Origin of the sequence: Nonomuraea spiralis, assembly GCF_014648435.1 — a bacterium.
Taxonomy (GTDB): domain Bacteria; phylum Actinomycetota; class Actinomycetes; order Streptosporangiales; family Streptosporangiaceae; genus Nonomuraea; species Nonomuraea spiralis.
Window position 1 is genome coordinate 1 of the sequence record NZ_BMRC01000056.1, and the last position, 23,558, is coordinate 23,558.

The 23,558-nt window shown below is 69.8% G+C and carries 22 protein-coding genes and 1 pseudogene; 6 read left to right on the plus strand and 17 right to left on the minus strand.

The genetic code is table 11. The features are described from left to right. The first annotated feature begins 135 nt into the window (after window positions 1–135). Window positions 136–1,137: a LacI family DNA-binding transcriptional regulator gene (locus IEZ27_RS52000; protein WP_189654077.1), complete on the plus strand. Its 1,002-nt coding sequence runs from the start codon at window positions 136–138 to the stop codon at window positions 1,135–1,137. An 82-nt stretch (window positions 1,138–1,219) separates the two neighbouring features. Here the strand turns inward: IEZ27_RS52000 and IEZ27_RS52005 are convergent, their stop codons facing one another. The 4 genes from IEZ27_RS52005 to IEZ27_RS52020 form a co-directional block, all read right to left on the minus strand. Then, complete coding sequence (locus IEZ27_RS52005) at window positions 1,220–1,939, minus strand: cupin domain-containing protein (protein WP_189654078.1); 720 nt, start codon at window positions 1,937–1,939, stop codon at window positions 1,220–1,222. Beyond that, complete coding sequence (locus tag IEZ27_RS52010; protein ID WP_189654079.1) at window positions 1,936–2,844, minus strand: DUF6807 domain-containing protein; 909 nt, start codon at window positions 2,842–2,844, stop codon at window positions 1,936–1,938. Before IEZ27_RS52010 ends, IEZ27_RS52005 begins: the two co-directional genes overlap by 4 nt. A gap of 329 nt (window positions 2,845–3,173) precedes the next feature. Further along, entirely contained in the window at window positions 3,174–3,422 is a 249-nt protein-coding gene (locus tag IEZ27_RS52015) for a hypothetical protein (RefSeq protein WP_189654080.1), read from the minus strand. A 346-nt stretch (window positions 3,423–3,768) separates the two neighbouring features. After that, a complete protein-coding gene (locus IEZ27_RS52020) occupies window positions 3,769–4,281 on the minus strand; it encodes a hypothetical protein (protein WP_189654081.1) in 513 nt (170 codons plus the stop codon). A gap of 1,063 nt (window positions 4,282–5,344) precedes the next feature. Here IEZ27_RS52020 and IEZ27_RS52025 point away from each other — a divergent pair. Together IEZ27_RS52025 and IEZ27_RS52030 are read left to right on the plus strand one after the other, a co-directional pair. Then, entirely contained in the window at window positions 5,345–6,718 is a 1,374-nt protein-coding gene (locus IEZ27_RS52025; RefSeq protein ID WP_229825194.1) for an RNA-guided endonuclease InsQ/TnpB family protein, read from the plus strand. 643 nt (window positions 6,719–7,361) lie between these two features. Next, window positions 7,362–8,024: a sensor histidine kinase gene (locus IEZ27_RS52030; protein ID WP_229825196.1), complete on the plus strand. Its 663-nt coding sequence runs from the start codon at window positions 7,362–7,364 to the stop codon at window positions 8,022–8,024. Between the two features lie 46 nt (window positions 8,025–8,070). On the opposite strand, the gene IEZ27_RS52035 is transcribed toward IEZ27_RS52030, so the two are convergent. The 4 genes from IEZ27_RS52035 to IEZ27_RS52050 form a co-directional block, all read right to left on the minus strand. Then, window positions 8,071–8,820: a hypothetical protein gene (locus tag IEZ27_RS52035; protein WP_189654082.1), complete on the minus strand. Its 750-nt coding sequence runs from the start codon at window positions 8,818–8,820 to the stop codon at window positions 8,071–8,073. A 9-nt stretch (window positions 8,821–8,829) separates the two neighbouring features. Next, entirely contained in the window at window positions 8,830–9,615 is a 786-nt protein-coding gene (locus tag IEZ27_RS52040) for a hypothetical protein (RefSeq protein WP_189654083.1), read from the minus strand. A 331-nt stretch (window positions 9,616–9,946) separates the two neighbouring features. Further along, entirely contained in the window at window positions 9,947–10,492 is a 546-nt protein-coding gene (locus IEZ27_RS52045; RefSeq protein WP_189654084.1) for a hypothetical protein, read from the minus strand. A 185-nt stretch (window positions 10,493–10,677) separates the two neighbouring features. Continuing rightward, entirely contained in the window at window positions 10,678–11,130 is a 453-nt protein-coding gene (locus IEZ27_RS52050) for a hypothetical protein (RefSeq protein ID WP_189654085.1), read from the minus strand. A 149-nt stretch (window positions 11,131–11,279) separates the two neighbouring features. Between IEZ27_RS52050 and IEZ27_RS52055 the strand changes: the two genes are divergently transcribed. Next, window positions 11,280–11,483, plus strand: coding sequence for a hypothetical protein (locus tag IEZ27_RS52055; RefSeq protein WP_189654086.1), 204 nt, complete (start codon window positions 11,280–11,282; stop codon window positions 11,481–11,483). A gap of 8 nt (window positions 11,484–11,491) precedes the next feature. Here the strand turns inward: IEZ27_RS52055 and IEZ27_RS52060 are convergent, their stop codons facing one another. The 5 genes from IEZ27_RS52060 to IEZ27_RS52080 all read right to left on the minus strand — a co-directional run bounded on the left by IEZ27_RS52060 (window position 11,492) and on the right by IEZ27_RS52080 (window position 14,671). After that, window positions 11,492–11,959 carry a carboxymuconolactone decarboxylase family protein gene (locus IEZ27_RS52060; RefSeq protein WP_189654087.1) on the minus strand — a complete coding sequence of 156 codons (468 nt, stop codon included), beginning with the start codon at window positions 11,957–11,959 and terminating at the stop codon, window positions 11,492–11,494. A gap of 24 nt (window positions 11,960–11,983) precedes the next feature. Further along, window positions 11,984–12,886, minus strand: a complete 903-nt coding sequence (locus tag IEZ27_RS52065; protein WP_189654088.1) for a sigma-70 family RNA polymerase sigma factor — start codon at window positions 12,884–12,886, stop codon at window positions 11,984–11,986. A 3-nt stretch (window positions 12,887–12,889) separates the two neighbouring features. Further along, window positions 12,890–13,087: a hypothetical protein gene (locus tag IEZ27_RS52070; protein WP_189654089.1), complete on the minus strand. Its 198-nt coding sequence runs from the start codon at window positions 13,085–13,087 to the stop codon at window positions 12,890–12,892. 43 nt (window positions 13,088–13,130) lie between these two features. Further along, window positions 13,131–13,424, minus strand: a complete 294-nt coding sequence (locus tag IEZ27_RS52075; RefSeq protein ID WP_189654090.1) for a hypothetical protein — start codon at window positions 13,422–13,424, stop codon at window positions 13,131–13,133. A gap of 173 nt (window positions 13,425–13,597) precedes the next feature. After that, window positions 13,598–14,671 (minus strand): coiled-coil domain-containing protein, encoded by a 1,074-nt coding sequence (locus IEZ27_RS52080; RefSeq protein ID WP_189654091.1) that lies wholly within the window; start codon window positions 14,669–14,671, stop codon window positions 13,598–13,600. 723 nt (window positions 14,672–15,394) lie between these two features. Between IEZ27_RS52080 and IEZ27_RS52085 the strand changes: the two genes are divergently transcribed. Then, window positions 15,395–16,516 carry a tyrosine-type recombinase/integrase gene (locus tag IEZ27_RS52085; RefSeq protein WP_229825198.1) on the plus strand — a complete coding sequence of 374 codons (1,122 nt, stop codon included), beginning with the start codon at window positions 15,395–15,397 and terminating at the stop codon, window positions 16,514–16,516. 494 nt (window positions 16,517–17,010) lie between these two features. Here the strand turns inward: IEZ27_RS52085 and IEZ27_RS52090 are convergent, their stop codons facing one another. Continuing rightward, window positions 17,011–19,065 (minus strand): SpoIIE family protein phosphatase, encoded by a 2,055-nt coding sequence (locus IEZ27_RS52090; RefSeq protein WP_229825202.1) that lies wholly within the window; start codon window positions 19,063–19,065, stop codon window positions 17,011–17,013. Between the two features lie 459 nt (window positions 19,066–19,524). Between IEZ27_RS52090 and IEZ27_RS52095 the strand changes: the two genes are divergently transcribed. After that, entirely contained in the window at window positions 19,525–20,757 is a 1,233-nt protein-coding gene (locus tag IEZ27_RS52095) for an outer membrane protein assembly factor BamB family protein (protein WP_189654092.1), read from the plus strand. Between the two features lie 763 nt (window positions 20,758–21,520). On the opposite strand, the gene IEZ27_RS52100 is transcribed toward IEZ27_RS52095, so the two are convergent. The 3 genes and pseudogenes from IEZ27_RS52100 to IEZ27_RS55825 all read right to left on the minus strand — a co-directional run. Continuing rightward, window positions 21,521–22,105 (minus strand): hypothetical protein, encoded by a 585-nt coding sequence (locus tag IEZ27_RS52100; RefSeq protein WP_189654093.1) that lies wholly within the window; start codon window positions 22,103–22,105, stop codon window positions 21,521–21,523. A 16-nt stretch (window positions 22,106–22,121) separates the two neighbouring features. Beyond that, window positions 22,122–22,775 carry a C39 family peptidase gene (locus IEZ27_RS52105; RefSeq protein WP_189654094.1) on the minus strand — a complete coding sequence of 218 codons (654 nt, stop codon included), beginning with the start codon at window positions 22,773–22,775 and terminating at the stop codon, window positions 22,122–22,124. 515 nt (window positions 22,776–23,290) lie between these two features. Continuing rightward, a pseudogene (locus IEZ27_RS55825) lies at window positions 23,291–23,500 on the minus strand (ISL3 family transposase); the annotation flags it as partial. Between the last annotated feature and the right edge of the window lie 58 nt (window positions 23,501–23,558).

The following is a 23,558-nucleotide window of genomic DNA, read 5'->3' on the forward strand; positions in this document are numbered from 1 at the left end:
AGAGTGCGATCAGAAGGGCGTCTAGGTCAGTCTTCACACACCGACCATGGACGCCCTTCGTCACGCTCGCAGCCGATCACCGAATTTCACATCAGCGATCTAGGCTGTGACGCGCAGAGCGAGGAGAGGGGGCCCTTGGACGAGGCTGAGACGCCGCGCCTCACGATCCACGAGGTGGCCCGGCGCGCGGGCGTGTCGCACCAGACGGTGTCCCGGTACTTCAGCAAGAACGAGACCCTGAAGCCGGCGACCCGCGCCAAGATCGACCTGGTCGTCCAGGAGTTCAACTACCGGCCGAACCTCGTCGCGCGTTCCATGCGCACACGGCACACGAACCGGCTGGCGATCACCCTGTCCGCGTCCGGCTACCTGTGGCCGGCGCGCATGCTCCGCGCCGCCGCGGCGGCGGCGCACGCCGAAGGCTTCCAGCTGGAGGTTCTCAGTGTCGAGGGCGATCCGCGTGCCAGGGCGGAGCGGGTGCTGGAGCTGGCCGGGTCGGGGCAGGTCGAGGGCGTTCTGTCGCTGACGCCTCTGGAGATCGATCCCGCCGCCTCGCCGGTGCCCATCGTCGTCACGGGCGACTACGACGACAAGCTGCGCGGGGTCAACGAGCTGGCGGACGCCTCACCGATCGAGGAGATCATCGACTGTCTCGCCTCGCTCGGCCACCGGGTCTTCTTCCACATCGCGGGCGCGCAGAGCTGGGCCTCGGCCCGCAACCGCAAGCTCGTCTTCGAGCAGACCATCGAGCGCCGCGGGCTCACCTCGTACGGCGTCGCGCTCGGTGACTGGAGCCCCCAGTCCGGCTATGACGCCGTTCGCGGCCTGCCCGACGGTTGTGGCGTGACCGCCATCGTGGCCGTGAACGACCACGTGGCGATGGGCGCCGTACGCGCGGCGTTGTCGCGGGGCTGGCGGGTTCCGGGTGATGTCAGCGTGTTCGGCTGGGACGATGAGGAACTGGGACGTTTCGCCACCCCCGCACTCTCCACCGTGGCGGTGGATCGGGAGTCGCAGGGGCGGGAGGCGATGGCCCGGCTCATCGCGGCGGTGCGCGGCGAGCCCGCGCCGCCTCCTTCCGAACGGTCGATCAACCGGGTCATCGTCCGCGAGACGGCCGGCCCGCCGCCCGGCTGAGGGCCCGCACGTCCTGAGCCGACCGGACGCTCCGCGCTCGACCGCGGCGTGGCTTCCCGTGCCCGGGCGGGCGTGGGCGAGGTCAGGGCCGCGGCGCCCACGTCCGTAGCCGGCCGCACATGCCGAAGGCGCGAGGACCCGGCATGGACGTGGTCCGCACCACGGCGGCCTGCCCGAGATGGGTGGGATCGCCGCCCGCGATCGCATCGAGCTGTGACCTCGTGCGCTCGGTCTCGGCGGCGACGGTCTCCTTCCACAACTCCTTCCAGGACGCGGCCCGGGGACGGACGATCGCCGCCGCCAGCCGATGGAAGTCCGCCAACGCCCGCCCCCCACGCTCCTCGGCGTCCTCCACCAGCCGCCGGAACCCGGTGACCGCCAGATCCCTGCGCGCCCGCGCGGCCGCCGCCCGTTCGTCCTCGGAACCCAGCACCGGCAGGGTCGCCGCGGCGAGGTAGGCGTCACGGTCGCGCAGGACGTCGGCGGGGAAGGTGAGCACGGCGTCCCCGGCCTCGGGCAGGCCCGCGTTCTGCATGATCACCAGCAGCCGCAGCCCGTCCTCGTTGACCAGGCGGTGAATCGTCCCGGGCGAGAACCACAGGACCGTGCCCGCTTCGAGCCGGTCCCGGGAGAAACCGGCGGCACTGAGAGTGTGCACCTCCCCGCGGCCCGCGGTCACGACGTACGCCTCGGTCGAGACCGTGTGCAGGTGCGGCGTGCCACCCTGCACGCCGTCGGCGCACTCCCAGTCGTAGACCGCCAGATCGCTGATCGAGGTGCCGCCGGGGAACAGCGGGGTCACAGCGCGAACTCCGCGCCGAGCTCGTCCAACTCGGCCCGGTCGCACATGCGGTCGATGAAGACGTAGCGGTGCGCGAGTTCGAGGGTGTCGCCGTCGGCCAGCGAGATCTCCTCGTCGAAGGAGGGGGAGGGGCTGATCACGGCGAACGGCTCCGTGCGGACGAACCACTTGATCGGCACCGGCGCGCTGGAGTGCCCGGCGATGGCCAGCGCGGTCCCGCCGCCGTCGATCGCATCGTGCTGCCCGACCACGGCCAGCCACGGGGCCTCGACGCCCATCATCTCCTCACCGCCCAGACCGCCGGCGCCGATGATGGTGCCGCCGGTCCAGGACCTGGGGCCGCGCCAGAAGTAGCCCGCGTACCCGGCCATCGGCCGGCCGTGGGTGGTGGGGCTGCCGAAGTCGAGCGTGGCGCCGCGGACGTTGTGCAGCGTCGTGGTGAAGTCCAGGGCCCAGACGCCCCGCGCGCTGTCCACGCCGTGGAAGACCTGGCGGCGCTGCTCGGTGACCCAGTGCTCGCCCCGCGCCGAGACCCAGTGCAGGTCCTCCTCGGCCACGACCCGCCTGCCGTCGGAGGAGACGTCGGTGAAGGCGAGGTGGTTGATGTGGCCGAGGTTGTCCTCCCAGTGGTAGTCCCGCTCCACCGAGAAGGTCGGGCCGCCCCAGAAGTTCTGCCCCGACAGGTGCGCCCAGGTCATCTGCAGGCCCTTGTGCCAGCGGTGGTCGTGCGGCCGGTAGACCGACATGGGCGCGCCCGACAGGCTGCGGATGGGATGGAGGTAGGGCTTGGGGGACTCGGCGTCGGGGGCGTCCGGCTGGTGGACGTACCGGGCGATCTGCACGTCGCCGGCGGTGATGACCAGGGACTTGTCATCTTCGCGGACGGTGAGCGTGGTGTCAGGCATGGTGCGGGTCCTTCTGCTGGAATCGGGCGACGTCGGCGGCTTCTCGCGCCACACCCGCGCGCCCGCATCCAGGGCGGCGATCATCGCTTCGCGATGCGGGACCGGCGGGATCGGTGTGGCTCCTTCGGACGAGCAATAGTGATCGATCACTTTTGCTTGGTCAAGCTATGTCGATCACCCCTCAGGGTCAACCCCCGTGAAGAGGGCGCCGCTCGAAGGCCGCGGTCAGGGCTTGTGCCGAAGTCGTCGGGCCGGTCGTGGATCGACGACGAGAGGTCTCCGGTAGCCGGTCGGTCGACCAGGACACACCTCTGCCGGAGACCTGGTGGCTAACGGGCGATCACCCGCACCTCGGGAAATCGCGCCTGGGAGTTGCCGAGCTGCTCGACGGCCTTGGTGTACAGTTCGGTGACCCGGCGTTCGGCGGCGTCGTGCGTGGTGTGTGCGGCGGCTAGCTCCTGGTGGCGCTGGCGGCGTACAACCAGCAGCAGCGTCACCGCCGCGCCGACTCCGGCGCCGGCCGCCAGCGCGGTACGGACGGTCTCGATTCGCGCGGTGACCTGCTGGGCAACGGGCACTGTGTCCAGATCCTGCAGAAGCCAGGCACTGACGCCCCACACCGCGGCGCCGACCAGTAGCGCTGCGGGGAACGCCCACCACCACATGGATCGTGGCGGCCGGAGCTCAGGCGGGCGCGACAGTGGCCGAGGAGAGAGACGGAAGAGACCCATGTAGGCGATTCCTCTCCCGGCCACAAGCCGTTACGGGGGCGGCTGCCGCTGGATCTCCGGGTATAGGCACCTGGCGCCAGGCACCCCAGCTACTGATCACCGGCTCCGAGCTGGTGGCACTTCGCCTTGTCTCGGTATTGTGTTCGAGTCCGGGGTTTGCGCGTGGGGAAGCGTCGCGAACCCCGACCTCACGTCAGGCCGAACGCCACGCCATCGACAGCCGCGCCGCGACATCGAATCCGGGCCCGTCGGCAGGCTTGACGACGACGTGATCGAGGAGCAGAGCAAGCAACTCCTTCTGCGTGTCCGGGTCCGCGCTCGCCCACCAGATCTCCATGCTCGTCTTGTCCGGCGGCACCAACTCGGAGCCGCGGCGGTGCGCGAGCGCCAGCAGCAGATCGGGTGCCGCGGCGGTCCGCAACGGCTCTAGCACTCGCTGCGCCACGGCTGGCACCAGGACACGCGCCGCCACGCGTACCAGGCCGCAGCCGTCGGCCGGGCATGCGTCGGTGACGACGCCGGCGGTCATGTCGGGGGTCAGGTCGGCGCCGCACCCGCCGCATGTCACCAGCCCGGCGAGGACCAGGTCGACGCGCCAGCCGTACTCGGCCGTCGTCTCCTCGCGGCCGGCAAGCGCGGCGATCATCTGCGTTGCCTGCTCGGTGGTCAGGTCGCCGGCGGCGTAGGCGGCGTGTACGAGGGCCACCTTGTTCCCCTCGTCGGTGTCCCGGGCATGGGTCTGCCTGGTGTCTGCTGGCGGGAGCGGCGGCGCTGGGGCGTCGGGATGGGGAGTACGACGGTGAGGCGGAGCGGGGGAGACGCGTCCGCGGGCGGCTGGTCGGCCATGGTGACTCCTGGAGGAAGTGATGCGACTCAGCGTAGGCGCGGGCACAGGGCCACGTCATCGGTTCGCAACCGGCCCGAACCCCCCGACAGCGTCCGAGAAGTCCTTCGATCTCGCCGAGCCATCCTTCGCGTTCAGCCTCGGACCAGCAGGCCCTTCTCAGTCTTCGGCGCCGGGTCGGCCTCGCCCGCGCACCCTGTCCAGGACGCTTTCCCATGCGCTGGAAGCGCACCCCACTCCTGGGGGTCCAGCTCGAACAGATGGCGAGGCACCCACTCCACATCGCAGGGCACGCACTCCGGAAGCGTGCCTTGCCTCGACTGGCCGTCCGGCGCAGACACGGTCATGGTTCGGGAGGTGGGAGGGCTGCAGGCAGTCGGGGCAGAACCCTCGGCCACACCCGGTTGCGCGCGTGGCCGGGTGGTCGCGCCTGGGATTCTCGGTGTAGGGCACGGGGACGTCCAATCCGTCATGACTCAGGCGATTGTGCCGCAGCCGTCGCCACGGCGCCGGTGAACGGGGGAGCACGTTCCGAGCCGAGGGGTCTGGCTGCAGAGCTGTCCGCATGTTCCGCGGCGCCCCAACGCTCATCGGGCGTCTTCGCATGATGGATGGAGCGAGGAGCGTCCGTGCCGGACACCTCTACGCGGTCAGCGCCACGTACGCCTGAGCGCCACCGGGAGCCGTTCTGGACAGCCGCGGCTCAGGAGCCTCATCGTCCATGACGTCAGGCTCTGCCAGCTTCACCCGCATGCCAGCGTGGCCCTGACCAGTCGAGGCCCCGGTAGACGGTCCACCGCAGAGGGAAAAGCTCCCCCATGAACACGTTAGCGATCTCCACAATGCCCGATTCGTAGAAGAAAGGGGGCTGGTGAGCGGTTAGCATCCCCTCGATGACGGCTGCTTCCTAGGAGAGGGGGCGAGGATGGCGCGGCAGCAGATCCTGCGGGCGTTCAAGTTCGCGCTGGCCCCCACCCAGAGTCAGGAGGCCGAACTGCGCCGCCACGCCGGCGCGTCGCGGTGGGCGTTCAACCACGCGCTGGCCGCGAAGACGACCGCGCACGCGTCGTGGCGCGCCCAGGTGGCCGCCCTGGTCGAGGCCGGGACAGCCGAGGACGTCGCCCGCAAGCAGATCAAGATAGCCGTTCCGCGCAAGCCGGAGGTGCAGACGGCGTGGATCGCGGGCCGCGGGGACTCCCGCGCCGGCCAGGACGGGGCGTGCCCGTGGTTTCACGAGGTCAGCACCTACTGTTTCCAGTCCGCCTTCCAGGACGCCGATACCGCGTGGAAGAACTGGCTCGACTCGCTGAAAGGCCGCAGGGCCGGTCGCCGGGTGGGCTACCCCAGATTCAAGAAAAGGGGCCGGTCCAGGGACTCCTTCCGCATCCATCACGACGTGAAGCGGCCGGGCATCCGGCTGGCCACGCACCGGCGGCTGCGCATCCTGCGGCTGGGCGAGGTGCGCCTGCACGATTCGGTCAAGCGGCTGGCCCGCCTGCTCGCCCGTGGTGAGGCGGTGGTGCAGTCGGTGACGGTCTCCCGGGGCGGGGACCGCTGGTACGCCAGCGTGCTGTGCAAGGTCAGCGCGGACCTGCCCCAGCGGCCCACCCGCCGCCAAGCGGCGGCCGGCGTGGTCGGCCTGGACCTGGGCGTCACCCACCTGGTGGCGCTCTCCCAGCCGGCCGACCTGGGACATGGCCCGGTCCAGCTCGTGAACAATCCCCGGCATCTGGCCGCCGCCCAAGTCCGGCTGCGTCGGGCTCAGCGGGCGTTGTCGCGTACGCAGAAGGGATCGGCACGGCGGGAGAAGGTCAAGAAGCGCCTGTCGCGCTTGCACGAGCAACTCGCCGTGCGCCGCGTCGGGTTCCTGCACCAGGTCACCAAGCGGCTGGCCACCGGGTTCGGCGTGGTGGCGGTCGAGGACCTGCATGTGGCCGGAATGACCCGTTCGGCACGCGGTACCGTGGAATCACCCGGACGCAACGTTCGGCAGAAGGCCGGGCTCAACCGCGCCATTCTCGACACCAGCCCCGCCGAACTGCGGCGGCAGCTCACCTACAAGACTTCCTGGTACGGATCCACCCTGGCGGTTCTCGACCGCTGGTTTCCGTCCAGCAAGACCTGTTCGGCCTGCGGGCGGCAAAACCCACGCCTCACCCTGGCCGACCGGGTGTTCACCTGCGTGTGTGGACTGACCTTGAACCGGGACATCAACGCGGCCCGGAACATCGCCGCCCACGCAGTTGCCGTCGCCGCGCCCGTCGCGGAGACCGTCGCCCCCGACAGGGGGGAGACGTAAAACGCCCGCGGAGCTCCGGTAAGTCCGCCCACCTCACGAGGTGGCCGGCACGAAGCGATGAACCGGGAAGACGCCGCCTGCACGATGGTCGGCGCCACCTCAGCAAAGCAATTTGCTGGCGTCCCACGGTAAACGCCCAGCTTGGCAAGGGTGCGCCCCACGGGCGCGGGGAACAGTCGTGGGGCTACTCGATCTTGGTCGCGGGCGCTGTGTCCGCCCCACAGGCGCGAGGAACGGTCGAGAAGAGCGCGCTTCGCTCCACCAAATGGAGGAGGCGCCCCACGCGGGGGCTGGTCGGCAATCGCCGTCATGGCACTTGCGAACCTGAGGGCGTACGGCCCACGGGCGCGTGGGGGGACGGTCTCTAACGTTCGAGGCCGCCGGGCTGGTGGGGCTGCTGGCGGTGCCGGACGGTAGGCGCCGCTCAGAGCTGGATCGTTAGGTCCTGGTGGCCGCTGGTGTATCGCAACCCCGAGCTTCCCCAGGGACAGGCCGACAAGGCCGTTGGTGTGCGGCCGGCTGGAAGAGCTGCAGGCGCAGCTGAAGGCCGATCCGGGCCCGCTGGGGCTGGAGACGCTGCTGACCGAGATCGGCAAGCTGGCCATGGTGTCCGCGCTGGGTCTGAGCGCGGAGATCTTCGCCGGTGTCTCCGATCGGATCGTGGCGGCCTGGCCTTCACACCTCGAAGGCCGGGCCGAACCCGTTCTCCCGCCCCTGCACGGAGCGCCTCCGCCAGGGCCGCCGTCGAGAGCCTGGGCAGCACCGATGTCGATGGAGCGAGCACGACCGCGCCGAACTGCTGGCCACCGCCGGCACGTCGCTGGACAGGCTGGGCCGCCTGGTGGCGGACCTGCTGGACATGAGCCGCCTGCAAGCGGGCGTGCTCGGCGCGAGCCTCGCGCCCACGGCCCTGGAGGAGGTCGGGCCGCGGGCCGTCGACGACCTCGGCCCGGCCCGCGAGCGCGTCGAGGGCGACGTGCCAGCCGGGCTGCCAGACATCCTCGCCGTCCCCGCCCTGCTGGAACGCGTGCTGGTCAACCTCATGGCGAACGCCGTCCGCCAAAGCCCGCCAGAGCAGCCGGTCCTGATCACCGCCAGCCGCCACGGCGACCAGGTGGAGATCCGGGTGATCGACCGCGGTCCCGGCGTCCCGCCCGAGGCGTACGACCGGGTCTTCCAGTACTTCCAGCGGCTCGGCGACCGCGACAACCACTCCGGCGTCGGGCTCGGGCTCGCCCTGCCGCGCGGGCCGGCCGAGGCCATGGGCGGCACCCTCCCCTCGAGGAGACCCCGGGGGGAGGGCTGACCATGACCCTCACGCTGCCCGTCGCGGGGCGGCTCCGGCGTCCGGCCTAACCCGCCGGGCGGGTGGGCGGCGGGCCGAACAGGGTCGCGCTGTCGACGGTGGCGACCGCGCCGGAATCCGTCCGGGTGGGATGCCCGTCGGCGCCGATGAGCGGCAGCCTGTCGGGCAGCGCCGTCCGGTCGAACCCGCCCTCGCCGGTGATCCAGGACGGGCGCGGCGGCGGCGCCTGGGAGCCGGCCCGCAGGGCGTACCGGGAGGTGAGCCAGACGTTGCCCGACGGCAGATAGCCGCCGTACCACGAGCCGTTCCAGGCATAACCGAAGCCCAGCGAGGCATACCAGGCGGTGCCGCAGGGGGCGGGGTTGGACTGGTAGCCGTCCCACATGTACCAGTCGGCGTGGCTGGTCTCGTCGGGCGTGTAGCGGAAGCCGGAGTCCATGCCCTGGCAGGTGCCCCACTCCTGCCTGTCGAAGTTGTAGACGAGCACGATCAGCCGTACCGCGAGGTAGCCGGCGGGCAGCGGCCACTGGCGGGCGCACGGGATGGTGCCGGTCGGCGCCCAGGTGTCCACCCAGGCCGTCTTGTACGAGCCGGCGTCGATGCTGCTGAAGTCGCGCACCTCGGCGTGGACGCTGACACACAGGAAGTTGGAGCGGTAGACGTAGTCCTCGTTACTGGCCCGGCCGTCCTCGGCGTGCGCCGGGGTGACCGAGGTGATCAGGACCAGGACGGTCGCGGCGACGGCGCACAGGGCACGGCGCACCCGCCTGGCGGCCGTCCGGGGTTGCCCTCGCATCGTGCCTCCTCAGTTCCCGGCCGAGGTCATGCGGACCACGACGCCATCGGGGATCGGCGGATGGTTCTTCTGGACCACCGAGGGCGGCGCGGCGGGCGGCGCGAACGCCTCCCGCACCGACACGTGGCCGGCGGGCGTCGTGCCGTCGTGGACGGGGATCTCGCTGGGGGCGGTGGCCCAGTCGATGCCGCCGTCGGGCCGCAGCCAGGCGGGCGGCTCCGGGCGCGCAGGTTGCGCCTGGGCCTGGGCGGCGTAGAAGGGCCAGGCGAACCACATGTTCCCCGAGGGCACCCAGCCGCCGTACCACTCCCCGTTGTAGACGAAGCCGCCGCTGTAGGTGGCGTACCAGGCGGTGCCGCAGGGCGGCAGCGGCGGGTTGCCGCCGTAGTTCCAGTTGATGAACATGTGCGACCCGGTGAAGTTGCTGTAGATGAACCCGTCGCCGTTGATGGGATCGAGCGGGCTCCGGCACAGGCCCCACGCGGAGGTGCTGAAGTCGTAGACGAGGAGCTGCAGCTTGGCGGCCATGTTCCAGGGGGGCCGGTCCCAGGTCCTGGCGCAGTCCACCCACTGCTTCCAGACCGGGACGTACATGCGGGTCAGGCTGTCGACCGTGGTGCTGGACTCGATGGCCCCGCCGGGGTTGCTGATGGTGGACCCCACGTTGACGCAGAGGGCGGTGGATCGGTACACGGTGCCGCCGTTGGAGACCTGGTCGGCCGAGGCGGTGCCGGCGACGGCGAGGAGCAGGACCAGGACGGCCGCGACGACCGTCGATCTGCGGAGTGCGCGCATGCTGAACCCTCCACGAGGCGGGGGCGGGCCGGAAGCGGCCGTTCGCCTGCCATGGTCAAGCGGCGCCGGAGCCCGCACAATCTCTTCGGCTGGGCACCGAAGAGCCCCTCCGTCAACCGGGAGATTGCCGGAAATCGATCATCCGTGGACGAGCCCGGCTGCTTGATGGGCAGGCGTGGGAGCAGGCGCGGCCACTCCTGCTGACCTCGCTGGAACTCGAGCTCGAGCCGGCCGGAGCACCTGGCCGAGCTTGCCAGCGCGCTGAAGTGCGCCTACGTGGCGTGCTGGACCCGGGCGGCGGCAACACGGCCTCTGAGCAGCAACCAATCCGTCAGTGGCGGCAGCGGGTTTGCACCAGCGGACCTACCGCTCGCCGAGCGTCGGTGTCCGGCGGGCGCCGGACTCTCCTCCGCTCACTCCCGCCCCTCGGTCGGGGCCCCTCGGTCGGGCCCGAACCGGCGCCGTGGGCGAGCGCCGCGTGGGCGGCGTCCTCGGAGCTCCAGGCGGTGCGTACCTGGGCCAGCAGCGCGCCGGTGCGCTCAAACCCCGCCTCCGCCAGCCCCGCCATCTCGCGGCGCAAGGCGCGGCCGACACGGTCACAGATGGCGCCAGCCGCATCGCGAGCTTGGCGGCCGCTGGCGATCCGGGCCGGATCGCCAGCGGCTGTCGTGGCGGCCAGCTCGGATTCCGCCTGCTCGTACCGCTCGTGTAGCGCCTGGTGCTCGGCGACGAGGTCGGCTACCCGGACACGGGAGACGATGCTCTCGGCTTGGCTGATCGTCACGATCTCGTTCACCGCTTGATGCGCGGCGTCGGCCCTGTCGAGGAGCGCGTCGACCTCGGGTTGCCCGGTCCGGCGCCGGTCTGGATTCGCCATCACTGACCCGCTCCCTGTATCTGGTCTGGTTCATTGTGGTGGTTACGCCGCCGGTGCTGGCGCCATTCGGGGCGCGGGCTCGGGTGCGCGTTGGCCGCTGAGCCGGATCTGGCCGCCGGCCGCGAATCGTCCAGACTCCGTCTGGATGGGATGGAGCCTTCCGAAGGACGAGCGGTCTGAGCACGTCATGCAGCGCCAGACGGAGCGTGCGTCTGGGTGGACTTATCAGCAACGAGGCGGTCGAGTTCGGCAGAGGCGCTCTCCACGAGTCGAGACAGCCGGAGAGCCTCTATCGCGGCAGCGTCCACGTCGTCGCCCTCCAGGGCGATGTCGAGCACGCGCATGACAGCCGAGAGCTGCCAGCGGGTGCCGGGCAGCCAGCCGTGCCAGATGCAGCGGTAGCCCTCCTCGTAGGTGAGCCGCCGGTCGCGCTCGGGCCACAGCCGACCGAAGCTGACCTGGGCCATCTGCAGCGTCTCTTTCTCCCAGGTGAAGGCCACCGGGCGCGCCACTCCGTTGAACGGCTGCTCGCCGTGGCGGCGGATCGACAAGGTGCCGTCGCGGCACAGGTCCAGCCGCCAGGGCCGGTCGGTCCAGCCCTCGCCCAAGTCGGTGGCGCACTCGACTGGCAGACTCATCGGGTCCGTGAAGCCCAAGATCGGCGGTCGGAACCGGTCCGGTACCGGGCCAGAAGGACTCCTGTCGGCGTACTGAGTTGTTTGCTCAGTCGTGTACGGATGAACGTGCTCAGCTTCTCGTTCGAACATCGCTTCGCGAGCGATGCCAGATGAGACGCGAGCCGTCGACGGCTGGGGGTGGCGTCGGCCGGTTCGGCCGCCCCGTCGCGCTGACCACGGAGGCCATCGCGCAGATCGGTGACGAACGGTTTGGCCGGGCGGGGATGTCCGTCGACCTGTTGAACATCCCCGCCCACGATCAGAACCTCGTACTCGCCAGGATGTGGCACCTGCACGCGGAACGTGCGGGCTGACGGCGAGGTCAGGCCGGCACGGGTGTCGGCTTGTTGATGAGCGCGATGTTCATCCAGAAGCCGGCCGAGGCAAGCACCATCATCAGGGTGGCCATCGCCTTGTCGTCGTAGTGCTTCGTGACCTTGATGTACAGGTCGTCCGGTACCCGGTCCTCGCCACGCGCACCAGGCTGGAAAACGGCGTCGGTCAGCGCCAGCGCGGCCTGCTCGGCGTCGGTGAAGTACGGCGCGTCCCGCCAGGTCGCCACGGCGGCGATCCTGGCCTCGGACTCCCCCGCCTTACGAAGGTCGACCGAGTGCCGCATCACCTGGTAGGTGCTGCCGACGATCTGGCCGGCACGCAGATAGACCAGGCTGGTCGTGGTCGCTGGCACCGAGCCATTGCCGGTGGCCTTGACCATCGCGCCAGCCAACTCCTGGATCTCGGGCAGGTGTGTGTTGGCGTCGGGGATCCGTGGTCCCACGGTGTCCTCCATGATGCTTGGGAAATGTTGTCGCCCCTATGAGCCCTCGCGTGCCGTCGATGTGACAGGCGGCGGAGGAATCCCAGCGGCGTCGGCGAACTGGCGGACCCGCTCGGAGTCTCGGAGCCCGTCGATAGCGACGATCCGGTCGCCCGCGACGGTGAATACCAGCACAGCGAACGGCTGGTCGTCGACGGTGATCAACGCGCCGACCACGCCGTCGACCAGCATAGGTTGCAGCCGCCCGCCGTGCGGGCCGCGGGCTTGCTCGGCCACGGCCGCCGCGCCGCGGACGACGACACGCTGCCCGTCGACCCCGAAGTCGGAGGTCAGGACGACATCGGGATCGAGGATCTGGACCAGGGCGCCGAAGTCACCGGCCCGTGAGGCCGCGTAGAAGGCGTCGACCACTTGCCGCTGCCGCACCAGATGCGGGTCGGGCGATGGGATCTCGGCACCGTTCACCCGGCGCCGGGCCCGGCTGGCCAGCTGCCGCGCGGCGGCCGGCGTGCGGCCCACGATCCCGGCGATCTCGTCGAACGGCAGCTCGAACATGTCGTGCAGCACGAACGCCAACCGCTCGGCCGGACTAAGTCGGTCGAGCACCACGAGCAGGGCCAGCCCCACCGAGTCGGCCAGCAACGCCTCCTGCTCGGGGTCAAGATTGCTGTCCAGGATCACGACCGGCTCGGGCAGGCGCGACTCCTCCCGCCGCTGCCGCCGGGAACGCAGCGTGTGCAGGCATTCCCGGGCCACAACGGTGGTCAGCCAGCCGCCGAGGTTGTCGATCTGGTCCGCGTCGGACCGGCAGAGCCGCAGCCAGGCGTCCTGGACGGCGTCATCGGCCTCGGCCATCGAACCCAGCATCCGGTAGGCCGCCGCCCGCAGCCGGGGCCGATGCTGCTCGAAACGCTCGGCCAGCCACTCGGTCTCCTCCATCGGTCACATCATCCCCTCGTCAAGGCTCAAGAACATGAACCCGCAAGGGCGCCGAATGTGACAGGAGACCGGCTCAGGAACATCGAACAAGCCACTGATGTCGCCTGAGCTGGTGCACATATCTCCGTACTTGGTGGAGCCCTCAAAGAAGTACGCGGACAACTCCTCGTTCACCAGGTGAAAGTTGGCGATCAGCGGCATGGGTGAACTCTCCATCGTCTCAAGTGGGGGTGGGAAGAAGCCGTCAGTTCAACGGCGCCCGGCCGCGCGTAAGCCGCGGCCGGGGAAAGCGCTGTTCCGTCGCCGGCTCAAGTCGGCGCCAACCGAGCGCCTCACCGCGCGTGCAGCGACGGGGACGATCCGCCACCATGGCTGGGGCGATGGCGAGGACCTCGGCCTCGAATGTGTCCGCCGCCTCAGCGGCGTCGGGCGGGGCGAAGATGCAGGTGACGTAGTCGTTGCCGTCTGGGCCACCGGCCGGGGGACCGGCTTGCTCGGTCAGCGCGGGCAGGACCTCGCCGGTCAGCCGCATGACCATGTCGGGCTCGGGGTGGCCCGTGCACCACGGTGACCGCAGATAGGCCCTGCGTTGCGAGCGTGGCGTCGGCCAGGATGGCTTGCTCGGCGAGTTGTCGTGTCCAGCCTGGGGTTACTGAGACCGTTTTGGCGGACCGCCCGCGGGGCGGGGGAGTGGCGGTCGTACCGGGGCGATCAGGGGTGTTCGGAGGACAGGGCCAGTAGCGCGGCGGCCAGGGCCCGCCCGCGAGCTGGAGCGTGCTGCGGGTCGCCGAGCCGGATGCGGGTGTCGTGGTGGTGCAGCACGATGGCGCCGTCCGGCTCCCGGGTGACGGTCTGGATGGCGGCGTCGGGCAGTACCACGCCACTCACCCCGTCGCCGAGATCGGAGCTCAGGTCGATCGGCTCAGGCAGCGTCAGCCCGGCGGCGGCCTGAGCGGCCTCCAGCCGGGTGGCGGTGACGGCCGCCTCCAGCGCCGCGGCGGTGGTGCGGCCGTTTTCGTCGCGCAGTTGCTCCCGTAGCCGGTCGGCCTGCTCCCGCACCGCGGTGGTCTCGGCGCGGGCCTCGGTGGCGGCCTGGCGTTCCTGGTCGGCGCGGCGTTCTGCAGCCTCGGTGCGGCCGCGTTCGCGGTCCAGGTCCTGTTGTAGCCGGTCGGCAGTGTGGGTGGCGCCGGCCAGGGCGGTGTGCAGCTCGTCGAGCTCGCGCTCGCGCTCGGCCAGTGTGGTCTGGAGTTCGGTGGCGGTCCGGCGGGCTGCGTCGGCCTGCTGCTCGGCCTCCGTACGGGCGGCCTCGGCGGCCTGCTGGGCGTCACGGGCGCGCTGGCGCGACTGGGCGGCCTGCTCCAGCCGGCCGTGCAGGAGAGCCCGTTCCTCCTTGAGGCTGCCGACCTCGGTCAGGGCCAGCCGCTCGGAGGCGCGGGCGTCGTCGGCGTCGCGCTCGGCCTGCTTCTTGTCCCGTTGGGCCTGACGGGCGTCCTCCTCGGCCTGCGCGCGAGCCTTGCGCGCCTCGGTGGCGACCTGCCGGGCGGCGGTGGCGTCGGCGAGCGCGCGGCGAGCCCGTTCCTGGTCCTCGCGGGCGGCGATGGCGGCCTCGTCGGCGGCGTTCTCGGCGTCACCGATGCGCTCGGCGGACAGGTCGGCCAGGCGCTGCTGCTGCAGGGTGCGCTCGGCCATCGCCTCGGCCAGCCGGACTGTCGCCGCGGTGTGCTGCTCGAGCTGCGGGGCGATCCGCTCGTCCAGGGCGGCGGTGCGGCGGACCGCGTCGCTCATCGCGCCGTCCTGGCGTGCCCGGCGTTCGCGGTAGGCGCGCGCTCGGCAGGCGTCGGAGCAGTACGCGCGATGTCGGCCCGCACCGGGCAGCGCCGGCGGAAGCGTGTTGCCGCAGGACGGGCCGGCGCAGCGCGTGGGCTCCGCGGCCACGGCGTCAGCAGCCGGTTCGTTCGGCCCGCCCGGCTCACCGGCGTCGTCGACCGCAGGAGGAGTCGATGCGTCCTCCGGAAGATCGAAAGAAGCTTCCTGTCCGATTGTCACGTCGATGACTGTATCAAAAAGTGATGCCATCGAACGAAAATAAAGCGTTCGCTGACATCACGATTTTAGGCTGCACACGAACTTACCCACGGGAATGCGGACTCCCACAGGTAAAAGCGCTACGATCAAGCCCGTGACCCTGGATGAGAGCTGCGGAGCGATCACCCCTCTGCGGGGCACCCGCGCGCGGCGGGCTGAGAGGGGCGGCGCGCAGCGCGTCCGCTCGACGGTGGCGGCGGGAATCATTCCGGGGGACAACGACACCCGGGGTGGCCGATCCTGTGCATCTGGAGGGCCAGGCCCGGGCCGCGCCGATCGCGCGGAGCCCGGCGCACCGAACGCCACCTCTCCATCACGGTACGCCGCCGGTCCCTCGCCGACAAACATGTTCCGCACGACGATGGGACCCCCAAGCTGGACGCGCGAAGGACCGCCGACGGCATCCTTGGAGAGGTCCCGGTGATGGCACCCGCCGATGAACTGACTGCGCTCGAGGGTGCACCAGTGGCGACACCAAACCTGGAGGCCGGACTTCTGGCGCTGGCGTCGCTGTCGCTGCCGGCCGTAGTCGTCCCGGCTGATGAGCACCGCATCGCCACCGCCGCGGCGATGAAAGACCCGTACGACACCTACCTGGCGAGTCTGGACAGTGACGAGTCACGACGCACCATGGGCGGGTGCCTGGACCGTCTCGCCCGGCTCATTCTCGGCCGGCCGCTCGACGATGCGAGCGTCAGCGGGCGCGGCCAGCCGTGGTGGTTGCTGCGCTACGAGCACACGGTGCAGCTGCGGGTCCAGATTCTTGGGCAGGGCTGGTCCGACGCCCACGTCAACAAGCATCTGAGCGCTTTGCGCCGCGTGCTGGAGGAAGCCTGGCGGCTGGGCGGCATCACTGGAGAGGACTACCACCGCGCTCGCGGCGTCAAGGACGTCAAGGGCGAGCGCGCCCCTGCCGGCCGCTACATCCCCGACGAAGTGATCGGCGCGCTCCTGGCCGCCTGCCTGGCAGACGAAACCCCCGCCGGCGCGCGGGACGCCGCGCTCATCGCCGTGCTCGACAGCTGCGGCCTGCGCCGCGCCGAAGCAGCGAACCTGGCGATGGACGACTACGGAGCCTTGACCGCAGGCATGCTGCGCGTCGTCGGCAAGGGCAACAAAGAACGGCATCTGCCCCTGTCGTCGTTCACCACCAGCCTGCTGGAGCGCTGGCTGGCCGTCCGCGGCGACGGCGCCGGGGCGCTGTTTCCCCGCTTGGAACGCAACGGCATTCCCCGGATACAGAACGGCAGGCCCCGCCACATGCAGCCCCAGGGCATCGCCGACATCCTGACCAAAAGAAGCGAAGACGCGAAGACGCGAAGAGTACGGCCGCACGACATGCGCCGCACCTTCATCAGCAACGTGCTCCCCGTCGTCGACGCCATCAAAGCCGCCAAACTGGCCGGACACACACGACCAGAGACGACCATGGCCTACGACCTGCGCCCCGCCGCCGAACTGCGAGACGACATCGAACGGCTACGCAAACCTGCCATCCGGCCACTCAATCACCACCCGCACGCGACAGGAGACGCCGATGCATGACCCTCGCGGCACTGAAGGGGGAGGGAAGCCATGAGCGCGCGACCGCCCGGGCAGGAACCCGCCCCCGTCAACGAGTTCGACGACCGCCTGGTTTTGTCGGCGAGAAGCGGCAACGTTTGTCGATCTGACCCGGCAACGCCCGCCCCGGCGGCGATTCCGTGTCGATGAGTTCAGGACGCCCTCTCGTAGTGCAAGGGGGGCCAGGGGATCTCGGCGGTGGGCAAGGTACGGAACGCGGGAAGATCATCACGCCGGGGGGATGGACCTCCAGGGGGGCCGAGCACGGCGACCAGCCGCTCGCCGAACCGCACTGCCGCCTTCTTCCGCTCGTGCGGGAGCACCGGGCGTCCACCCTGACCGCGCCGTCCACCTGCAGCGCCGTGCTGAGCGCCTTCTCGCAGGCCCTCAGGTGCGGCCCGGCCACCGGGCCGTCAGCACCAGGGCACGCAGGTCAGCGGCGACCGCGCGTGCTGGGCCAGGCGCAGCAGTTCGGATCACTCCTCGGCCGCGGGCAGGACCCGCAGAGCGATGATGGCGATGTCGTCCAGGCCCGTGAAGGGGAGGGCGCTGAGCAGGTGGTCGCAGAAGGTGTCCACCGGCTCGGCGGCCAGCGACTCCGCCGCCCGGCGCAGGCGGCCGAGGCCGAGGTCGAGATGTTCGCCCGACCGTTCGACCAGGCCGTCGGTGTAGAGCAGCAGCGTGCTGCCCGGCGGCAGCGGCACGGCATCGGAGGCGCGGCTCTCGTCGTCGAAGAAGCCGAGCAGCGGGCTGACGGCCCCTTCCAGGAAACGTCCGTGGCCCTGGGCGGTGACCAGCAGGGGCGGCGGGTGACCGGCCACCGCGTAACGCAGCCGGTGGCCGCCGTTCCACTCCTCCACGCGGCCGAACACGCACGTGGCCGTGACGTCGTCGGAGGACAACGACTCCATCGCGACGTTGAGCCGGGTCAGGATCTCGCCGGGCGGCTCGCAGCGGTCCATCGCCAGCGCCCGCAGCATGTTGCGCAACTGGCTCATCAGCACGGCCGCCGACAGGTCGTGCCCCGCCACGTCGCCGATGACCAGCGCCGGGACGCCGTCGGGCAGGACGAAGGAGTCGTACCAGTCGCCGCCCACCTCGGCGGCGCTGGGGCTGGCCCGGTAGCGGGCCACGATCCGCAGGCCGGGCAGGCGCGGCGGCTCGGCGAGCAGGCTGTACTGCAGGGCCAGCGCGATCTGCTGGGTGCGCTGGAAGCGGATGGCCCGGCTCAGGGCGTCGTGGGCGTGGCCGAACATGTTGCCCAGCAGCGTGATGTCGGCCCGGTTGATCGCCGGACGGTCGCCGCACGTCACCACCCCGACCACGGCGGGGACCGCGCCGTCGACCACGACCGGCAGGACCAGCATGCTGTTGGCGCCGTTGGCGGCCAGCCACGCGCGGGTGCTCGCCGGCGCCAGGTCGGGCGGCGGGCACCCGGCGGGGAACGTCTGCAGCAGGGGCCGCCGCCGGCGTACGACCGTCACGAAGGCGTTGCCCTCGTCGAGCTGCTCCTCGCTGTACGGCGACAGCGGCACCAGGCCGCGGCGAACGGCGGTGGCCAGCCGCTCGACGACGAACGGCACCCCGCCGCGCCGCTCGCCGGTCAGGTCGGTGACGAGGTAGACACCGCAGCCGTCGGCCAGCTCGGGCACGATGACGTCCGACAGCGCGCCGAGCATCTCCTCCAGGCTGGAGAGCTGGGCCGTGGCCGCCGCGGCGCTGTCGAGCAGGCGCTGCCGCCGCTGCTCCTGCCACTGCTCCTCGATGTCGGTGCACGACCCCACCCACTCCACGACCTGGCCGTTCTCGCAGATGGGCACGGCGCGCATCTCGAAGTGCCGGTAGGAACCGTCGGCGGTGTGCAGCCGGTAGACGTGCTCCCAGGTCTCGCTGGCCCTGCCGACCGCCCGCGACCACGACCTGATCGTGTCCTGGCGGTCGTCGGGATGGAGCATCCTCAGCCAGCCTCGACCGAGGCTCTCCTCAAATGGCTGCCCGGTGATCCGCTCCCAGCTCGGGCAGGGCTCGTGCACGCGGCCATCGCTGCCGGTCACCCAGAAGATCTGCGCGCTGACCTTCATCAGGCTCTCGTAGCGGCGCAGGATGCGGCGGCGTTCCTCGGCGATGGCCTCGATCCGTCGCGCGGCGGTGACCTGCTCGGTCACGTCCATCACCACTTCGAGCACGCCGTAGTCGCCCGGCCCGAAGACCACGCGCGACAGGCTGCAGGTGAGGAGCCGCCGCTCCTCGCACTCCGGCCCGACGATGTACTCCGGCTCCGCCGTGATGACGAACGCCTCGCCGGTGGCGTAGACGCGGTCGAACTGCGCGCGGAAGTGCACCTGGACGAACTCCGCGAACGCGTCCTTGATCGGCATCCCGGTGTGGCTGTCGGCGAACAGGGAGCGGTAGACGGCGTTGGTGTAGACCAGGCGGTGTTCGGGGCCGCGCGCGACCACCACGCCGACCGGCGCCGGGTCCAGCATCTCGAACGCCAGCCCGCTGCCTGCGGGCTCCCCGTCAGTCCCCATCGTGACCTCCCCCCACGGCCACAGTTTTCTCCCTCACCCCTACCCGCCTGTGCACGTGGCCCTCCGTTCCCGAGCATGTCCGGGGTTGAGGAACCTACGGACAGCCGTTGGCGGTACCCGGGAGTAACTTAACTGGACTGCTTCGGCAGGTCGTCCTGCGGTTGATCATTTCCGTTCAAGATCTGGATTTGTGGTGCCTCCTCGAAGGCCGCAACGGGCGTGCGGTATGTCGTGTCGGCGTACTGCCCGCTTGGCGTGCAGAGGCAAGCGCCGGCCAGTGCGTTGAGAGGGGCCGCAGCGATTCGTGCGCGTTCTGCGGGCCCTGTACGAGTGGTCTCGTGGATGCCGACCTGCTGGCGGCGGCTGCGCGATCAGGCCCATGTTTCTGGTTCGTCCGGTTTCATAGCGGGTGCTGGGACTACGCTTGGTGATCTTGCCGACTACTGATGATGGAGTGGCATGACGGTCACACCGCATTTTGGGAACGATGGGCGCAGTGGTGCGTATCGAGCCTCTGGCGTACCTGACGGGGCGCAGGTCGCCTGGATCGCGCGAACGGACGCCCCCGTGGTGGCGTCTCCGGTGCTCGTGGGCAGCACGCTCGTTGCCGCCGATGTGTCTGGAGCGGTTCACGTGTTCGACGCCAGGACCGGTGAGGTGCGCTGGCGAAGGACGCTTGGGGAGAACGACAGGGACGGTAGCGCCGAGATCTTGACGGCGCCCGCTGTCTGGAATTCCTGGATCTTCGTGCAGCGTGAGATTGGAGAATGCACGATCTTCGATCTCCGAACCGGAGAGCTTGTGCGGAAGCTGGATCACGACGGTTGCCCAACGGTGATCGGTGACCTCCTGCTGCTCCACACACTGGAGGAAGTACGCGCTTTCCGCCTGCCCGACCTGAAACCGCGATGGCGGACAAGAGAAGCGACCGGCTGGGTGCAGACGAGCCCGGCGATTTCTGAGGCCGGCATCGCCTACGCGGCACTCGGTAACGAGGCGCACCATACCCATACCGGCGTGGACGTGTTCGATGTGAACAGGGGTGAGCCGCTGGCCTTCGTCCAGGGCGGCGATATCACCTTTCCGGGCGATTCTCTGGACGAGGACGAAGAGGACGAAGAGGGCTCCCACGACGACGAGCAGGTCGTCTACTTCGCTCAGGCGCATGCGGTCCTGGCCGAGGAGCGGGTGTGGATGCCCGTCTATCGCGCGGAGGAAGACTGGACGGCGCAGGTCGTGGGCCTTGATCCACGGACCGGAGAGCAGACCTGGGGTTACCTGCCCGATCCGGGGCGTGACAATGAGGTGGACTCGGCAGTGGCGGTGTCGGACGGGACGGTCTACGTGGTGGAGATCCTTCGTGACACACCGCCCGAACAGGACAGCGCTCGCCTGCATGCCGTCGATATCGCAACTGGGCGTCCGCGTTGGATCCGTTCGTTCGGCTCGTGCGCGGGCTCGCCGGTGGTGGCCGGCAGGGCCGTCTACGTCGCGACTTTGACGGGCGCGGTGTCGGCATTCGACACCGGCACCGGGGAACGGCGCTGGACCGCCGAGACCGGCGAGGAGATCCTTCATCCCGTCTACGTCGCCGACTTCGGCGACCAGTACCACGAACACGGTCTGGCGGTGTTGCCCGGAGACGGCGTGCTTTATGTTCGAACGAGTGCCGGCGTGGTGGCCATGCGGTAACCGTGCCAGAGCATCACAAGGCAATCTGGAATGAACCGGTGTTCCGCAAGGGGATCCTCAACCGGAACACCCACCAGCCGAGACAGCGCCCCAGGTCGAGGTGTTCCGTATAGGTGTTCCGCGAACTGTTCCGATGAAGGCCCCCTATCCGGAACACTTGAGCGCGTGAACGGAACCCCCTGGCGAAGAAGAACGGCAAGCTCAAGGGCAAGCAGCCCAAGCTGCCCGAACCCGCCCGGCGTTCCATCCGCCGGCGATACGCCGAGGGCGAGGTGTCCCTGGCCGACCTGGCAGTCGAGTACAGCGTCGGACGCCCCACCATCCACCGCATCATCCATAGGGACACAGAAGCCCCCAGGTAGACCACAGATCAACGCCTACCTTGTGACTTGCCGCAGCCGAGTTCCGGGCCATCCCGACCGAGGACGGATTCACAGCACGGGACGACCCCGCCAAGGCCTCCATTTAAGTTACTCCCGGGTACCGCCAACGGCTGTCCGTAGGTTCCTCAACCCCGGGGGCCGCGATTGATCGCACCTGGCCGGCCGACTTGCCTTACGTGCCTGACAAGATCAGCTCTCTTTGACCTGCGGGAAGGAAGGGCTGGGAACCCAAGCATCGGAACCTGCCCGGGGTCGCTGTTTGCGGGTAGGTCGGACGGGGGCGACGACGGCGAATGAAGTCGCCCTCGCTGCCCCCTCGGGCCTACTCATGCTGACCGGCGGTCGTTGCGATCACCTGCCGGAAGGGCGAACCGTTGGCGTCACGCCGACTCCCGGCTGGAGGGCTGGTGGGCTCTGTACTCCCGGGCACGGGCGGTGAGTTCCCGGAAGAACACCGGTGGTGGTGTGACCTGGCCTTCGCGCCCGATCGGGGAGGGTGCCAGCGGTATGAGCAGGTCGGTGTTGGGCGAGTGCAACCATAGGGCGGTCTGGTAAAGCTCGGGGATTTGCAGGAGCCGGAGGTCGAACCCGGCCATTTCGAGCTGCGGCAGGGCCCGTGCGGCTCTGACCGCGGTCGCGGTGGCTCCGACGGATGAGCTTCTGTAGAACGTTGGCGGGAAGGTGCGCTCCGGCGTTTCGGCGACTTCGGCGCCGGCGAGCACATTGCCGCCGGACTCCAACAGGAATCGCCAGCCCACCGGCCGCGCCGCTTGCAGGCCGCCGTCGGCCTCGATGTCTTTGACGAGCAGGGCGAACACCCGGTGGGGGGTGGACACCTCCACGTCATCCGGGGAGACCTCGCCCAGCAGTTTGGGTCCCTCTCCGACGGCTCTGGCGATCAGGCCGAGGTGGGAGCGTGTTTCCTCCCGAATCCGTCCCGGCGGTTCAGGCATGTTCAACGGCATCGCATGCTCCCTGAGGCTAGTTTCGCCGAGTCTTGAAGGTCCTGTTCCAGGTTCCGTTCGGGCCGCCCGGGTAACCGCCGAAGAGCGTCTCCCACGCGACCCACATGATGGGATCGTTCTCCTGGCCCGCGTATGTCCCGTGAGTGCCCTGCCACGGGTCATGCACCCAGACGTGCACCAGTTCACCGGTCTCCGGGCGGTAGCTGTACCCCCAGATGTTGACGATGTGGCCGGACAGGCCGCCACCCCAGCCGATGTTCATCATGATCGGGCGTCCGGCGTCTATCTCCGCCTTGACCTCGTTCTTCGTCAACGCCGGGAATCTTCTGACCTGCACCCACCCGGGTGCTTCCACCCAGTCGACGAAGTTCCTGGCATCTTCGGGGGCCGGGACGTAAACCCCGGCTTGCTGCAGCGGCCCGGCATCCGGCCACCAGCCCTGGTTGCAGTCCCCACGTAACGCGCCATCCGGGCAGCACTGGAACGGTTGCTGGGCGGAGAGCCGGGAGTCGTTCCTGTTGAGGACCGCGGTGGCGAACCCGCACTGGGTCCATGCTCGCGAGTTGGCGTAGAAGTTCGCGATGCTGATCGTCGTCGCGTTCCAACACCAGTACGTTTTTTCCTGGTATTGACGCCAGCTCCAGTATGTCGAGCCGAGACTCTTGATCATTACGCTCTCGTCTGGTTGTGACACGCGACGTCATCCCTTCGCTAGGCGAGTTACGTTGCCGCCGGCTTCTCGGAGAAGACCCATCGTTGCGCCTCTCCTGGCCGGGCCGGGGAGGGCCCGATGCCGCTGACGCTAAGAGATCACCCTGGAGGCGCACAATGATCACAACCTGTCAGGTTGGACCGAAACCAGCCGAGGGGGGCTCACATTTTTGTTGTGGGCCACCCCTTACGTCTCGCCTTCCGCTCGGCCACAATCAGCAGCGCCCCGGCGCGGTCATGGTCTCCCGGCGCGAAACCGCGAGGTCCGCGCGCGAAAGCGACCAAGCCTCGGCCGGGCCGCGCAGGGAAGTCGCATCACCTCTGCCACTTCAGCCCCAACGGGCTCGGCACAGGGCCAACGTAAACATCACCATGGCCTCATCCGGCCACCGGCCGCTACTTGCCTAACGCGCCTGACAGCCTTGCAACAAGCTGACCAGCAGGTTCGCTTGACAACACTAGATAACGGATGCTGTCCCGGCACACCACCCGCACGCCGGGGTGGGCACGCAGCCACGCCTCCAAGGTATCGGCCTGATGATCGGCGAGCACATCGATCCGCTCCCGCGTCACCGCGTCGATGATCACCGTGGCGTAGCGGTACCGTTTGTGGAGCGCGAAGTCGTCCACCCCGATCACCTCTGGTGTCGGACGGACCGGCAGGGGCAGACGCAGCAGCGAACGGACCACGGTCTGCCGCGAAATCGCGACTCCCAGCACGGCCAGCAGTCTGGCCCCCGCC

Excerpts from the sequence above, each read along its gene's own strand:
- IEZ27_RS52035 (WP_189654082.1), bottom strand. The coding sequence starts at position 8,820 with ATGCGAGGGCAACCCCGGACGGCCGCCAGGCGGGTGCGCCGTGCCCTG.
- IEZ27_RS52045 (WP_189654084.1), bottom strand. The coding sequence starts at position 10,492 with ATGGCGAATCCAGACCGGCGCCGGACCGGGCAACCCGAGGTCGACGCG.
- IEZ27_RS52105 (WP_189654094.1), bottom strand. The coding sequence starts at position 22,775 with ATGATCAAGAGTCTCGGCTCGACATACTGGAGCTGGCGTCAATACCAG.
- IEZ27_RS52055 (WP_189654086.1), top strand. The coding sequence starts at position 11,280 with ATGAGACGCGAGCCGTCGACGGCTGGGGGTGGCGTCGGCCGGTTCGGC.
- IEZ27_RS52095 (WP_189654092.1), top strand. The coding sequence starts at position 19,525 with ATGACGGTCACACCGCATTTTGGGAACGATGGGCGCAGTGGTGCGTAT.
- IEZ27_RS52025 (WP_229825194.1), top strand. The coding sequence starts at position 5,345 with ATGGCGCGGCAGCAGATCCTGCGGGCGTTCAAGTTCGCGCTGGCCCCC.
- IEZ27_RS52070 (WP_189654089.1), bottom strand. The coding sequence starts at position 13,087 with ATGCCGCTGATCGCCAACTTTCACCTGGTGAACGAGGAGTTGTCCGCG.
- IEZ27_RS52100 (WP_189654093.1), bottom strand. The coding sequence starts at position 22,105 with ATGCCGTTGAACATGCCTGAACCGCCGGGACGGATTCGGGAGGAAACA.
- IEZ27_RS52060 (WP_189654087.1), bottom strand. The coding sequence starts at position 11,959 with ATGGAGGACACCGTGGGACCACGGATCCCCGACGCCAACACACACCTG.
- IEZ27_RS52085 (WP_229825198.1), top strand. The coding sequence starts at position 15,395 with ATGGCACCCGCCGATGAACTGACTGCGCTCGAGGGTGCACCAGTGGCG.
- IEZ27_RS52010 (WP_189654079.1), bottom strand. The coding sequence starts at position 2,844 with ATGCCTGACACCACGCTCACCGTCCGCGAAGATGACAAGTCCCTGGTC.
- IEZ27_RS52080 (WP_189654091.1), bottom strand. The coding sequence starts at position 14,671 with ATGAGCGACGCGGTCCGCCGCACCGCCGCCCTGGACGAGCGGATCGCC.
- IEZ27_RS52050 (WP_189654085.1), bottom strand. The coding sequence starts at position 11,130 with ATGAGTCTGCCAGTCGAGTGCGCCACCGACTTGGGCGAGGGCTGGACC.
- IEZ27_RS52065 (WP_189654088.1), bottom strand. The coding sequence starts at position 12,886 with ATGGAGGAGACCGAGTGGCTGGCCGAGCGTTTCGAGCAGCATCGGCCC.
- IEZ27_RS52040 (WP_189654083.1), bottom strand. The coding sequence starts at position 9,615 with ATGCGCGCACTCCGCAGATCGACGGTCGTCGCGGCCGTCCTGGTCCTG.
- IEZ27_RS52075 (WP_189654090.1), bottom strand. The coding sequence starts at position 13,424 with ATGGTCATGCGGCTGACCGGCGAGGTCCTGCCCGCGCTGACCGAGCAA.
- IEZ27_RS52090 (WP_229825202.1), bottom strand. The coding sequence starts at position 19,065 with ATGGGGACTGACGGGGAGCCCGCAGGCAGCGGGCTGGCGTTCGAGATG.